This is a genomic window from Pseudarthrobacter sp. R1 (assembly GCF_024494415.1).
Lineage (GTDB): Bacteria > Actinomycetota > Actinomycetes > Actinomycetales > Micrococcaceae > Arthrobacter.
The window spans coordinates 1-14,129 of record NZ_JAMKFI010000009.1; the positions used below are offsets into that span (position 1 = coordinate 1).

A 14,129-nucleotide genomic window follows, 5' to 3' on the forward strand; every position below is an offset into this window, starting at 1 on the left:
AGCGCGTTAGCATGGGACATTGAAGACCTCCTTGTGGTTCGGACTCTAGACAAGCCCCACTCCACTTGGAGGTCTTCTTTTTGTCACCTAACCACGCCGCATGTTCCTAACGTCCGTGGTCAATACACCTAGGCGGAAAGGGCGACCCGTTCCGGCGACGGCCGTCCGTCCGCGAACCAGCGCGGGAAGGTGATATCGAACAGTTGCTCGCGGGCCAGTTCAGCCCCTCCCCGCAGCGGTTCGCGCTCATCGTTAACGGAGAGGGTGATGGTGAGGTCGCGGGTGGCCAGTGGCAGGGATAGTTCGTAGACGCGTTGGCGCACTTCGGCAAGGAAAACCTCGCCGGCCGATCCCATGGCGCCGCCGATGACGATAACGCCGGGGTTGAACATGTTCACGAGGGCTGAGATGGTCTCGCCGGCCACGCGCGCAGACTTTTGGACGAGGGTGATGGCCAGGGAGTCCCCCGCCTGGGCTGCACGGGTGATCTCCTCGAGGGAAAGCACTCCCTTCTTCGCCGGCGCGGCAAGGGAGGTGGTGACGCCTTCCTTGATGGCCTCTTCCGCGTCCCGGACCAGTGCCCAGCCGCCGGCAACGGCTTCCAGGCAGCCGGTCTTGCCGCAGCGGCATTGGGCATCGGAGTCGGACACCCGGACATGGCCGATGTCGCCTGCGGCACCGTTGGCGCCGCGGTGGATCCGGCCCTTGGACAGCAGGCCGGCTCCGATGCCCGAGCCGATCTTGCAGTAAATGAGGTCCGCGAGCGAGTCGCGCCGGCGGGCGCGTTCGCCAAGGGCAAGCAGGTTGGAGTCGTTATCCACCCACACGGGCGCCTTGAACCGTTCCTCGAAGGGGGTGCGGACGTCGAAGCCGTTCCATCCGGGCATGATCGGAGGTGCCACGGGCTGTCCCGAGGCGAAGTCCACTGGTCCGGGAAGGCCCACCACTACGCCCCAGACCGGCACGTCGGGGTGTTGCCCGAGTACTTTCTCCACGAGGGCCATGACCGCATCGATGGTTTTCTCCGGACCCTGCGCGATATCCCAGGTGCGGTGCGTGTGTTCCAGGATGTCGCCGTCGAGCGCTGCTACGCCGACCCTGATGTGAGCTGCTCCAAGGGCGCAGATGACGATGTGTCCCTGCTCCGCGCGAAAGCGGAGGGTCCGGGGTGCGCGGCCGCCGGACGAGGCCCCGAACTCGCCCTCGCCGAGGAAACCCATGGAGATGGCCTGATCCACGCGCTGACTGACGACACCCCTGCCGAGTCCGGTAACCTTGCCGATTTCGGGCCGCGTGGTGGCCTCGCCCGTTCGCACCAGGTTGACGATCCGCAGAAGGCTCGTCACTTCATCCGTCTGTGCCCCAAAGCGGAGGGTGGAGTCTGTGCTCATGGCAACAATTCTCACATAGATAAGCCCACTAAGGTGCGGATAAGCGCGACTATAGCCAGAAGCGTCCTCACTTAGGAATAATAGAGACAAAAGTGAGGAGGCGATGATGCCTTGGAGTGTGGGGATACTCGGAGCGGGGCCGGGCGTTGCGGCGCTGCATTTGCCGGTGCTGGGACGCGTGGGGGATCTGTACAAGGTGGTCCATATTGCCGACGCCGGTAGTGGCCGTGCGCGGGTGCTTGCGGAAAGGCTTGGCGCACGCTGGTCGGAGGGGGAGGCGGACCTCCTCGCCGATCCGGCGGTGGATGTGGTGGCCGTCTGCAGCCCGCCCGGTGAACATGCCCGCCAGATCCTCGGCGCGGTAGCGGCCGGAAAGCGCGCAATCTTCTGCGAGAAACCGCTGGCCACCAGCAGGGAGGAAGCCGATGACGTCATTTCTGCATGCCGGGCCGCGGGCACGCTCCTGTTGGTGGGAACGAACCACCTGTTTGATGCTGCGTGGGGGCGCGCAAAGCACTATCTTGTCGCCTTGGAGGGCCGCGTGCAGGCCGTCTCCGTGACGCTGGCGCTGCCGCCGAATGACAGGTACCACCGGCTGGTGGCCGAGGGCGGTTCCCTGCATCCTGCCCGGCGGGGGCCCCCCGGCCTTGGCAACCCCGCGGTGGCGGCAGGCATCCTGCGCCAGTTGCTGACCGGGCTCGCGATCCATGATCTTCCTGCCGTGCGGGACATCGCGCCCGGCGTCGATGAAATCGTCTACGCAAGAATCGTTGCGCCAATTGGCTACCTCGTGGGGTATCGGACCGGCGGAGTCCTGGTCCAACTGGCACTCACTATGCTTCCTGAGGGGCCGGATGCCCTCTGGCGGATGAGCATCGCCACCACCCATGACCGCATCGAGGTGAACTTTCCGCCCGCCTTTGTCCATGCCGGAAGCGCTGCCATCCGGGTGCGAAGCGTGGACGGGCACTGGACGGAGTATCCGCGGGACGAGGAAGACGGCTACGTGGCAGAGTGGCGCCTGCTGGCCTCGCTCCTGCAAGGTGACGCCCCCGTGGAGTACGACGAACTGCTGGCTGACGCGCATTTTGCCATCGGGCTCGCCGATGCTGCGGCAGCCAAAGTCCTGGAAGGGGTGCCGCAATGAGCCGGGACGGTGCATTCTGCGTCTTCACTGCGTTGCCCGCCTACACTGCCGCTGTTGCTGAGCTTCCCGTCAGCGCTGCACTCACAGAGGACATGCGTGGTGCCGTTGTGGTGGTGCCAGGAGCCGGGAATTGGTGGCAGGACATACTCGCCGCCCGTGCCGGGGGAGCTTCGGCGGTGGTGCTGGCGGATCCTGCTGTCCTGCCGCGGGGAGCCGTTGAGTCGGAGCGGTGGCCCGGGGACATCCCGGTGATCATTGAACGCCCCCGGCTGCGTCCCGATGTTGTGGCCAATGCGGTCCGGGCAAGGCGAGGCAGTGCGGCCCGCCTGGTCACCGTCGAATGTGCCGGTCCGGCCGCCGGCCTTGACGGCGTCATCCTCGATGGCTTCGGCTGGGCGCGGTCCCTGGCCGGGGCGTCCCTGACGCTGCGCGCGGGCATTGCCGCGCCGCAGGGCAGGATTGCATTGCTGGATTCGGAGGGCGCCTGTTCTGCCCCCGCCACCCTTTCGGCAACCGCCATCGGTGGCCTCCGCGCCGGAGGCCTGCTCCAGGTGCTGGCCCTGGGGGAGGTTCGGACGGAAGTAACCGTCGACCAGCCCGCCGGGCTGACCCGGGTGGAGACCGTCACCGAAGAAGGGACCTTACGCGCTCCTGCACGCTATGAGTCCTCGGCGCGCCTGGCCCTTCGCCGGGCGATAGACGCCTGCTTGTCCGGTGAGCCGGCAGCCGACCTGGAGGAGCTGCTGCAGGACATGGCCCTGGCCCGGGCCCTGCGCGATGCCTAGGCAGGGCGTCTCACCCACATGTGTGAATCACACGTTCTTATGTTGTTTTCTGACTAAAGTGCAGTATCATGGATAACGGCGCCGGGGTTCCTTCCGGACCCGTTCTCCGGTGTGATGGTGCGCCGGAGGCACACCACGTCGCGTCGACGGCCCGATCGTTCGGGTAGATCACTATGCCACTTTCGCCTTTGAGACTCCGTCTCCTTGTTGTCTCCCTGCTCTCGGTCTCCTTCCTCGGGGCCCTGGACCACACAGTGGTGTCCACTTCGCTGGCCACCATCACCGGTGAACTGGGCGCTCTGACGCTCATGAGCTGGGTTGTGGTGGGCTACACCCTCGCCAGCACCGTGCTGCTGCCGGTACTCGGCAAGCTCGGTGATGTCCTGGGCGCCCGGCGGATCTTCATCGGTTCGCTGGTGATGTTCCTCGCCGCGTCCCTGGCCTGCGGCTTCGCCACGGACATGGCGTGGCTGATTGCCGCCCGCGTCCTGCAGGGCATGAGCTCCGCCGGCCTGCAGCTGATGTCCCAGACGATCATTGCCCGCGTCACCAGCCAGCGGGAACGGCCCCGCTACATGGCCATCATCGGCGCGGCCTTCCCCATCGCCATCCTGGTGGGCCCCGTCCTTGGCGGCGCCATCACTGATTACTGGGGCTGGCAGTGGGTTTTCTGGATCAATATCCCCGTTGGCGCGGCGGCCCTGGCCCTTGCGCTGATTGCTGTGCCGCACCTGGAGCCCGGCCCTGCGCCCCGCCACTTTGACGTTGCCGGGGCGGCAGTATTCACTACCTCGTTGGTGGCCCTCGTACTCGCAGTCACCTGGGCAGCAGAGCGCAATGCAGGCGCCGCCACAGCTGCTGCGCTCGCGGTCAGCATCGCCGGCTTTGTGGCGTTCTTCTTTATCGAGCGGCGTGCACCCGAACCCATCGTGCCGCTCCACTTCTTCGCCAACCGGACCATCGCTGCCGGTACGGCACTCTCGGCGATTATCGGCGTCGGCCTCTTCTCCATCACCGCCTACCTGCCCACGTACTTCCAGATGGCCTACCAGACCACGGCCACCGTGTCCGGCCTCGTTCCGATCGCCACGGTGTTCGGCATGCTTGTCAGCAACCTGCTGACCGGGTGGCTGGCCAGCCGCACAGGGCAGTACCGGATTTTCCCGATCGTGGGAACCATAATGGGGGCCGCCGGGCTTTTGGTGATGGCCATGCTGCCAGCGGGCCTTCCGCTGTGGGTGCCCATGATGGTGATGGCCGTCGTGGGAATGGGCACCGGCGCGTTTATGAGCCTGATCGTGGCCGTAGTCCAGGGCGCCGCCCCAGCCAGCCAGACCGGCACCATCACGGCCACCATCAACCTCGTGCGGCAGGTGGGGTCCACAGTGGCGACGGCGGTCATCGGCGGAGTGATTGGCTTCGGCGTGGCCGCCCTCCTGCCGGCAGGCCTCGATGCTTCCACGCTGACGCCGCAGCTGGTGCACGCAGCCGCACCGGAAGTCCAGGCCAGCGTGGCCCAGATCTACAGCTCAGTCTTCACGCCGATCTTCATTGCCCTGGCGGCCACCTACGCCGTGGGAATCGTCGCCGCTGTCCTGCTTCCGCACGGCCGCCTCTCCGACGACCCCGTTCCCGCTTTCACCACCACTTCCGAATCCCTCTCGGCCTGATTTCAAAGGAGACATCATGTCCAACCCCACCATTGCCATCGTCGGCAGCGGACCCATCGGTTCCACTTATGCCCGGGTGCTCCTGGAGCAGGTCCCGAACGCGCGGGTGGTGATGTTCGAAGCCGGGCCGCAGCTCACGGACGTCCCCGGCGGGAGCGTGCGTAACATCCCCGATCCTGCCGAGAAGGCGCGCGCCCGGGAAATGTCCCAGGGGCCGCAGGCCGGCGCCTACCGGGAATCGCTTGGCATTCCGGCAGGCACTGTCACGGAAGGCATGTTCACGGCCCGGCAGGGCACCCACCTTTTGGACTTTGGCGGTGCGGGCTCCGCCCACGCCCCCTCCTTCCCGGCCGCGGCTGCGGCCACCAACGTGGGCGGCCAGGGCGCCCACTGGACCTGCGCGACGCCGTCGCCCGCCTTCAGCGAAAAGATCCCTTTCATCGCCGACGACGAGTGGGACGGCCTGATTGGGGACGCCAAGCATTTGCTGCACGTCCACAGTGCCGCATTTGCGGATTCGAAGGTGGGCGAAGCCATCCGGTACCTCCTCGATGAAGAGTTCGGTGCGGAACTGCCGGAAGGTTATGGGGTGGGCACCCTTCCCGTAGCCGGGGATCCGCAGCCTGACGGGTCCGTGCGCTGGGCGGGCGCCGACGTCGTCCTTGGCCCGCTCGTGGACAAGGACAGTCCGCTTTCGAAGCAGTTCGAACTTCGCGATCTCACCCTGGTGCGCCGGGTGGAACTGGACGGGCGGCGGGTCACCGGGGTCACCGTCCAGGATCTCCGGACGGGGGAAACGTCCTTTGTGGCGGCAGACATCGTTGTGGTGGCCGCGGATGCCTTCCGCTCGCCGCAGCTTTTGTGGGCCTCGGGCGTCCGGCCGCAAGCCCTGGGCCACTACCTGACCGAGCATCCCGTGGTCATCTCCACGGTGGCCCTGGATGCAGAGAAGATGGGGCGGTTCGCCACGGAGGAGGACCTCAAGGGTGAGCTGGCCAGGCGCGCGCTGAATTCCGCCGACCCGGTGGCGGCGGTGAACCGCATCCCGTTCTCGGAGCCGGAGCACCCCTTCTCGGTCCAGGTGATGTATACCGAGACCACGCCCTTCCCCATGGAGCCGGGCACCCCGTACGCGGAGAACCGCTGGGGCTACGTCAACATGGGCTACGGCCTGCGCAAGCACCCGCGCTACGAGGACGCCGTAACCTTCGACGACAACGAGCCGGACTACCGCGGTTTCCCGAACATGACCATCGATTATGCGCTCACTGAGCGGGAGGAAACGGAGATCGCCCAGGCCACTGAGCGGCTGCGCCGCGCCGGCAAGGCCCTCGGTGTCTTTGTTGCCGAGCCCAGGCTGATGCCCAACGGCTCCAGCCTGCACTACCAGGGCACCATGCGGATGGGCGCAAACGACGACGGCACGTCAGTGGCGGATCCGTGGTCCCGGGTGTGGGGCTACGAGAACCTGGTGGTGGGCGGCAATGCGCTCATTCCGACGGCGACGGCGATGAACCCCACCTTGATGAGTGTGGCCATTGCGGTCCGCGGCGCCCGGAAGGTTGCGGAGGAACTGGGGTCCTGACACGCTTCCGGTCCGGTTGTCGCCCTGAGGTCCCTGACGTTCCACCCATCCGTCCCGTGGATACCAGCTATCCCAAATCCATGATTCCCCGATAGTCCAAGGGTTGTCACAGTGAGGGAAGTCACTTCCAGCGCCTGAACCGCGCTGAAACCCTCCGTGACCATCAGAGGCTAAGGAAGATTCAATGGAGAATATTCAGCTCACGGGTACCGAGACCAGGAATGAGGCCTCGGGCCCCTCGTGGACTCGAAAGGCCGGACGGCTGCAGGCGGCCCTCCTGGTCGCCGGCAGCTGCATGCCGGTGCTGGGCGCCGTCCTTTTGGCACCCATCCTGCCCACCCTGAACCAGGCGTTCGCGGACACCCCGGGCGTTGCCATCCTGGTGCCGCTCACCCTCACGCTGCCCGCGTTGTTCGTGGCGCTTTTCTCCCCACTGGCCGGCTATGTTGCCGACCGCGTGGGCCGCAAGCAGCTGCTGGTCTTCGCCATGCTGGCCTACGCCGCGTTCGGGACGGCGCCGCTCTGGCTGAACACCCTCGAGTCCATCGCACTGTCCAGGGTGGGCGTCGGGATCGCGGAAGCCGCCATCATGACCTGCTGCACCACCCTCATCACCGACTACTACGCAGGCGAACAGCGGAACAAATACCTGGGCCTGCAGACCATGGTCAGCGCGCTCGCCGCCACCGCGTTCTTCGCCCTCGGCGGCGCCCTGGGCAGCATCAGCTGGCGGACGCCGTTCTGGCTCTACGCGGTCAGCGCCGTGATCGTTATCCCCATGGTTTTCAAGCTGTGGGAGCCGGCAAAGAGCCAGCGCACGACGGCGGAAAAGACGCCGGTGCCATGGCGGCAGATCGGTGCCCCGGCCGCAGTGACGCTGTTCGGCGGGATCGTTTTTTATGCGCTCATCGTCCACCTGCCCTACGTCATCACCGGGCTGGGCGTGGGCGATGCAGCCCTCATTGGACTCGCCGCAGCCATCGCGTCCCTGGCAACGGCGGCAGGCGCCATCTCCTTCCGCTTCCTGGCCAAGCTGGGCACGCGGAACCTGCTGGCGCTCGCCTTCGGGCTGGCCGCCGTCGGACTTTCCCTGGTCTCCGTCGCGGGAAGCGTGCCGTTGGCAATAGCTGGCGCCGTCATCGCCAGTGCCGGGACAGGCGTATTGCTGCCCACCCTGCTGACCTGGGCCGTGAACGGCCTTGAATTCCAGCAGCGCGGGCGGGGCACCGGCATCTGGACCGGCACGCTGTTCATCGGCCAGTTCCTGACCCCCATCGTCCTCGGCGCGGCCGCGGCGGCAGCCGGCAGCCTCAGCATGGCCCTGGGTGGACTGGGCATCGCCTGCGCCGTGGCCCTCCTGGCTGTCCTGTTCCGGGGACCCAGGATGGTGCCCGCCAGCCACTAAAAGCGGATGTCCACTGAGATTGCCGCTTGGGTCAGGCTTCCCAGCCCGTGGCCGTAGGCGTACAGCGGGTCCCGGGTACCGCCCGGGACATCGCTTTGCGCCCCGAGGACCGCTTCGGTTGAGCGCGGCAATTCGAACGGCAGCCGGCCTTCCGGCGTTTCGGTTCCCGCCAGGACCCTGATAAGGGCTTCGTCTGACACGCCAAAGGTGGCCAGCACGGCGGAGCAGTGCGGTTCCAGCGGCGTGAGGATGGCCGGGCGGTCCAGGTTCACGACGAGCACAACAGGAACCTGGGCCGCCAACTCCTGAAGATGCTCCACTGCGGCGTCATCGAATTCGAGGCTTCCGGCGTGGAACATGGCCTCGAGGAACAGATCGTTCCGCGGCTCAAAAGGAGCGTCCAGGCGGACCAGGGCAAGGTCTGCCTCCTCCGGGGTCGCGACAACGGAGGCGCGGCGCTGGATGCTGTCGGCCGGCATGCCCTCCACGTACACGCGTGTGGAGGGCTGGAGGGGAAGGATGCCTTCGGAGGTTTTGAGGACCACAACGGACCGGCTTTGGGCCTTGAGGCCTTCCTCCCGGAACTGCGCGTTACCCACCAGCGCCGCTGCGGCGTCCTCGTCCACATAGCGGTTTTCAAAGAGGCCAAGCTCGAACTTCACCCGCAGCAGGCGCCGGACGGATTCATCGATGCGCTGGCTGGTAATGCGTCCGGCCTTAACGAGCCCTACGAGGATTTCGGGACAGGATTCGCCACCGAACTGGTCGCAGCCTGCTTCGATGACCTTGATCATGCGCTCTTCGACGGAGAGGCGCTCCACGCCCCAGGCTCTGGCCGGCAGGTCCAGGCCGAAGAGGCTGACGTCGTGGAGGAGACCCCAGTCGGTGCATACGACACCGTCGTAGCCCAGTTCCCCGCGCAGCAACCCCGTGATGATCTGGCGGTTGAACCCGAAACCCACTTCCTCGATGGGTTCGCCGTTGCGGCTGAGCCCGACCGGCATGCCGTAGTAAGGCATGATCGCGCTGGTCCCGGCCGCAATGGCGTCCCGGAAGGGCAGCAGGTGGTCCTCGAACCTGCCGCCGGGGTAAACCTGCTCCCGGCCGTACGGGAAGTGCGGATCTTCACCGTCTTTTTGGGGTCCGCCGCCGGGGAAATGCTTGGTCATGCACGCGACACTCTGGCTGCCGACTGTATTGCCCTGGAACCCTTCGAGGTAGGCCGCGGCCAGCTTTCCGGTCAGCTCCGGGTCCTGCCCGAAGCCGCTGTACTGCCGGGCCCAGCGGGGTTCCGTAGCCAGGTCCACTGTGGGGTGCAGCGCTGCGCGGAGGCCAACGGCGAGGTACTCCTGCCGGGCGGTGTCAGCGAACCGCCGCACGGTTTCGGGGTCACCAAGCGCGGCCATGCCGATGGGCTCGGGCCAGGCGGAGAAGAAGCCGGCAGCAAATGAAGCACCCTGGTTTTCCGCAAACGCATGCCGGGGGTCGGTGGACACCGTGATGGGGATCCCTAGCCGGGTCCCGGATGCGAGTTCCTGCATCCGGTTGTGCCAGCGTGCTGCGCTGCGTGCATCAGGGAGCTGGTGCACGTTGAAGTGGCTCATCTGGCCTTCGGTGATCAGTCGCTGCGTTTCCGGGTCCACGTCTGCCCCGCCAAAGGAGATGGCGTGGAACATCTGTCCGGCCTTCTCTTCCAGGGTCATGCGTGCCAGCAGGTCGTTGACGCGCTCCGCGATTGGCCGCGATGCGTCCAGGTACGCGGGTTCGAGGGCCGTGTGCGTCATTTCGAGTCTCCTGCCAGGGCCAGGCCTGTTGTGGTGAACGTGTGGGTGCCCGCCCCGACCGTTCGCCGGGGTGTGGACGGCAGATCGACGTCGGCGGTGACGCCGTCCGGTACCGTCACGTTGAGTATCAGCTCCCCTTCAGGAGCCAGGTGCCATTCGCTTGCCACGGTGCCGCGGGGTGTGGCGAGGGACGTTTTGGCCCAGTCGATTCCCGGGCCGGGCCGGGGTGCGAAGACGACCTTGGCGTAGCCTGGTTCGAGGGGGCGGATGCCGCCGACAACTTTGTGGAGCCAGTCGGCCACGGCACCCAGGGCGTAGTGGTTGAAGCTGGTCATTTCGCCTGGGTTGATGGTGCCGTCGGGCAGCATTGAGTCCCAGCGTTCCCAGACGGTGGTTGCTCCCATCGTTACCGGGTAGAGCCAGGACGGGCACTGTTCTTCGAGGAGCAGCCGGTAGGCGTCCTCGATGTGGCCTGACTCCGAGAGCGCCCATGTGATGAAGGGTGTACCGGCAAATCCGGTGGACACCCGGTAGCCGTTCTTGGCCACAAGCTCGGCCAGGCGGTTCCCGGCAAAAGCCCGCTTCTCTTCGCTGTCGAGGACCTCGAAGGCAAGCGCCAGGGCGTAGACGGTGGTGCAGTCGCTCAGGATGGTCCCGGCCGGGCCGATGTAGTGACCGTTAAATGCGGCACGGACGCGTTCGGCGAGGTCCTCGAAATGGCGGGCATCGCCGTCGTGCCCCAGAAGTGAGGCAGTCTGTGCTGTGATGCGTGCAGTCCGGTAGAGGCAGGCCGTGGCCACCACGCCGTTGTCAGCCTTTGAGTTCCACGGCTGGTCGGGGTCCGCGTCGGGGTCCAGCCAGTCACCGAACTGGAAGCCCTGGTCCCACAACCCGGTTTCCGAGAGCAGGCCCTCGACGCGCCGGGTGTGTTGTGCCATGGATGCGTATTGCCGTGCCAGTACGTCCTTCTCGCCGTAGGCTTCCCAGAGCGCCCAGGGGACCCAGACCGCGGCCTCGCTCCACAGCGCGGTGGATTCGGGGGCGGGAAATTCCTTCGGGTGCTCCTCGTATTTGAGGATGTCCGGCACGGTGAAGGGCACCAGTCCATTGGCGGCTTTCTGCTCGGCCGCCAGGTCCTGGAGCCAGTCCTGCAGGAAGTCCTTGACGTCATACAGGTACGCGGCCGTGGGTGCGAAGACGGAGATGTCCCCGGTCCAGCCCAGGCGTTCGTTGCGCTGCGGGCAGTCGGTGGGCAGGTCGAGGAAGTTGCCTTTCAGGCCCCAGACGATGTTCCGGTGCAGCTGGTTGACCGGCTCGCTGGAGCACTCGAAGTGTCCGGTGCGTTCCAGGGCGGAATGGACGACGACGGCCTCCAGGGCGTCCGCTGTCAGGTTGCCGGGCCAGCCGGTCACCTCGGCGTAGCGGAAGCCGTGGAAGGTGAAGGTGGGTTCAAAGAAGTCCTGTCCGCCGGAGAGGACCAGGGTGTCGGTGGCCTGTGCTGTTCGCAGTGGCCGGACGCCAAGTTCACCGTCCTCGAGGACTTCTGCATGGCGCAGGGTAATGACATCCCCGGGCTGTCCCTGCACGGTGAAGCGGAGCCAGCCGACCAGGTTCTGGCCAAAATCCACGATGGTCTTGCCGCTGGGCGACGTCAGGATACTGACGGGTTTGACCACGTCGTTCCGGACAACGGGTGGACCGATCGGCTCCGCCAGCCGTGACGCGTCGAATTCGAGAGCATGGACTCCCGCCCAGGACCCGGCGGCGTAGCCGGGGCGTGCCCACTGGGTACCTGCACGGCGGGCGTCGATGGTTTGCCCGTTGTAGATGTCGTTCGCGGTTGTTGCCGAAGGACCGGATTCCCACGACGAATCAGTGCCGACGGCCTGAACGAAGCCGTCCGCGAACTCGATGTCCAGCTGCCCGAAGAAGCCAAGCTCTTTGCCGTAAAACGCTGAATTGCCGTTCCAGGACAGGTTGCCCCGGTACCAGCCGTTCCCTAAAGCGGCGCCGAGGGTGTTGACGGGCTGCAGCAGTCCTGTCACGTCATAGGTGAGGTAACGCAGCCGCCATTCGTAGGAGCTCCAGCCCGGGCTCAGTACGTCATCCCCCACCCGCTGGCCGTTGAGGAAGGCTTCAAAGACGCCGAAGGAGGTTGCCCGGAGGGTGGCCCTCACCGGGGCTCCGTGGCCGCCCGTGAGGGAGAACTCCTTGCGGAGGAGCGGGGCGCCGTCGAAGTCCTCATTGGCGGCAATCATTGCCGCAGACCAGGGTAGTGCTGTCATGTGCTTCTTTCCGTACGTAGGCAGTGGGGTTTCGCCGGGCAGTCGGCCCGGCTCAGCCGGCAAGTCCGCGGCCGTCAGGTGTTATGGACTTTGCGAGTCTGTCGAGGTAGGCGTAAACCGTGTCGTGCAGTGAAGTGGATGCTTTAGCCAGGGCCCACTGGATGGTGAAGCCGTCCACGACGGCGAGAATCTCGCTGGCCACGTGACGGACGTCAGTACCTGGGATGAGCGCCCCGGCAGCGACCATGTTGTCGAGGATTCCCGATGAGAGCTCGATGATGTTGGCGTAGCGTCGCTGGAAGTATTCGTGCGCGGGATGCTCTTCGTTCGACGATTCGGCTGCCAGGACCGTGAACATTTGGGTGAGCCCGGGCTGGCCCTCGTTGAAGGCTGTCTGTGCAGCCATCTGCCGGAAGTACCGGATGGGGTCGTTCAGGAAGTCTTCTGCGTAGAAGGCCTCGACCGCCCGCTGGTCGCGCAGTTCGAGGACGGCCGAGAGGAGTTCCTCCTTGCTGCCGAAGTGGTGGATCAGGCCAGCTTTCGTCAGCCCGACGTCGGCGGCAATCCTGGGAATGGAGGAGTTGAAGTAGCCCCACTGGGAGAAGTGCTCGATGGCGGCCTCAAGAATTGCCCCGCGCCGTGCATCCGCTGCCTTGTAGGGGCCCGTCCGGCGGACGCGTTTGGAACGCTCGGCGGGAGCTTTGCTTGCCTCTGTTTGCATCGTCATAACTTAACCTTCCGGCGTCGGCTTCCTTGGGGTGGCGGCCATCTTCCGGCTATCCCGCGACGTTCTGGGGAGCGGTCCCGGCGGTGACCATGCCGCCGTCGTCCTTCAAAAATGTGCGCATCCGGAAGATCCAGAAAATGCCGATGAGGTATGCCGCGCCGGAGGTAATGATGAGGAACAGGAACAGCAGCGCCGGGCCGGCCGCGATGATCAGGGGGGTGACCAGCGCTGCGCCGGCGGCGACGAGCCGGGCGAAGGCGATGGTGATGCCCTGGGCGGTGCTTCGGTGGCTGGTGGGGAAAAGTTCCTGTGACCAGATCTTGTACATGGGTTCACCGGCAACGGCGCCGCCGAGCGCTCCGAATACTCCCATGACCACCAAGGTGATGGCGGTGACGCCGAATACGAGCGGGACCGCCAGTCCCACCAGGGCAAGGATGGCTGCGAGGACAAAGGTGCGGTGGCGCCGTGAGCCGTCCACAACACGCATCATGACGAAGAGCCCGGCCACGCTGAGGAGCAGGATGCCAAGTCCCAGCATGGAGGCGGTTGCCACATCCACTCCGGCTACGTTCACGAAAAGGTCAGTGGAGAACTGTCCGTTGGTGTTTGCGGCGATGTTGACCAGGGCGTAGAAAAGGCCCGTGGCGGCCAGCGGGGCGAAGAGTTTCGGGGCAAAGAGGGCCCGCAATGAACGCAGGTCAACGCGCTCGTCATCAGCGGGACTGTTCTGCGATTCCTTCCAAAGGCGGGACTCCGGGATGCCCCAGCGCAGCGCGACGGCAATCAGTGCGACAGCAGCCAGGTGGCCGTAGATGATCTGGGCGCCCAGTATTCCGGCGTTGCCGAAGAAGATGCTGATGATGATGACGCCCAGGATGCCTGCCATCCAGAGGACGTGGGTGAAGGTCACCATCTTTCCGCGCTTATCCTCAGGAGCTGATTCGGCGATCATTGCCATGGATACCGGCAGGTCTGCACCGGCTGCGAGTCCGAGCACCGCCAGGCCGATGTAAAGCAGTGCAACGCTGGGCGCGAGCATAAGGGCCAAAGCGGCCACAACAAAGACGCTCAACGTCACCAGGAAGACCCGGCGCCGGCCAAACCTGTCGCCGAGGCGGCCGCCCACCAGCGCTCCAGCGGCAATCATGATCGTCAGCAGGGCCGAGAGCTGGCCGATCTGCGCTGGCGTCAAGCCGAGCGAACCCTGAAGGATCACCAGGGCCGTTCCGGTTCCGGCGATGGCTCCCGCATCCACGTAGGAGGCAAGGCCCGAGGCAAACGCGACACGCCACCCGTGTCGGTTGATGGCCTTTTGGTCAAGGGTACTCATGGGGACTCTCCTTTGAA

Annotated in this window: 10 protein-coding genes; 5 read left to right on the forward strand and 5 right to left on the reverse strand. The window is 65.8% G+C overall.

Translation table 11 applies throughout. From position 1 onward, the window contains the following. Nucleotides 1-128: 128 nt before the first annotated feature. Nucleotides 129-1,391 (reverse strand): ROK family protein, encoded by a 1,263-nt coding sequence (locus M8J71_RS17335; RefSeq protein ID WP_256249032.1) that lies wholly within the window; start codon nt 1,389-1,391, stop codon nt 129-131. A gap of 103 nt (nt 1,392-1,494) precedes the next feature. Here M8J71_RS17335 and M8J71_RS17340 point away from each other — a divergent pair, with 103 nt between their 5' ends. The 5 genes from M8J71_RS17340 to M8J71_RS17360 all read left to right on the forward strand — a co-directional run bounded on the left by M8J71_RS17340 (nt 1,495) and on the right by M8J71_RS17360 (nt 7,983). Next, a complete protein-coding gene (locus M8J71_RS17340; protein WP_256249033.1) occupies nt 1,495-2,538 on the forward strand; it encodes a Gfo/Idh/MocA family protein in 1,044 nt (347 codons plus the stop codon). Continuing rightward, nucleotides 2,535-3,323 carry a hypothetical protein gene (locus M8J71_RS17345; RefSeq protein ID WP_256249034.1) on the forward strand — a complete coding sequence of 263 codons (789 nt, stop codon included), beginning with the start codon at nt 2,535-2,537 and terminating at the stop codon, nt 3,321-3,323. The genes M8J71_RS17340 and M8J71_RS17345 overlap by 4 nt, the downstream gene beginning before the upstream one ends. A 188-nt stretch (nt 3,324-3,511) precedes the next feature. Further along, the gene (locus M8J71_RS17350; RefSeq protein ID WP_256249035.1) at nt 3,512-4,993 is read left to right on the forward strand and encodes an MFS transporter; all 1,482 of its coding nucleotides are present in this window, start codon (nt 3,512-3,514) and stop codon (nt 4,991-4,993) included. 16 nt (nt 4,994-5,009) lie between these two features. Beyond that, on the forward strand, nt 5,010-6,578 hold the full coding sequence (locus M8J71_RS17355; protein WP_256249036.1) for a GMC oxidoreductase: 1,569 nt from the start codon (nt 5,010-5,012) through the stop codon (nt 6,576-6,578). A 184-nt stretch (nt 6,579-6,762) separates the two neighbouring features. Next, nucleotides 6,763-7,983, forward strand: coding sequence for an MFS transporter (locus M8J71_RS17360; RefSeq protein WP_256249037.1), 1,221 nt, complete (start codon nt 6,763-6,765; stop codon nt 7,981-7,983). Here the strand turns inward: M8J71_RS17360 and M8J71_RS17365 are convergent. From M8J71_RS17365 to M8J71_RS17380, 4 genes are read right to left on the reverse strand one after another with little or no spacing between them, the layout of a single operon-like run. Then, the gene (locus M8J71_RS17365) at nt 7,980-9,767 is read right to left on the reverse strand and encodes a glycoside hydrolase family 3 protein (protein WP_256249039.1); all 1,788 of its coding nucleotides are present in this window, start codon (nt 9,765-9,767) and stop codon (nt 7,980-7,982) included. The two genes, M8J71_RS17360 and M8J71_RS17365, sit on opposite strands and share 4 nt — an antisense overlap. After that, the gene (locus M8J71_RS17370) at nt 9,764-12,052 is read right to left on the reverse strand and encodes an alpha-L-rhamnosidase (protein WP_256249040.1); all 2,289 of its coding nucleotides are present in this window, start codon (nt 12,050-12,052) and stop codon (nt 9,764-9,766) included. Before M8J71_RS17370 ends, M8J71_RS17365 begins: the two co-directional genes overlap by 4 nt. Before the next feature lie 52 nt (nt 12,053-12,104). Beyond that, nucleotides 12,105-12,779 carry a TetR/AcrR family transcriptional regulator gene (locus tag M8J71_RS17375; RefSeq protein WP_256249041.1) on the reverse strand — a complete coding sequence of 225 codons (675 nt, stop codon included), beginning with the start codon at nt 12,777-12,779 and terminating at the stop codon, nt 12,105-12,107. 49 nt (nt 12,780-12,828) lie between these two features. Further along, entirely contained in the window at nt 12,829-14,112 is a 1,284-nt protein-coding gene (locus tag M8J71_RS17380) for an MFS transporter (protein ID WP_256249042.1), read from the reverse strand. Nucleotides 14,113-14,129 lie beyond the last annotated feature (17 nt).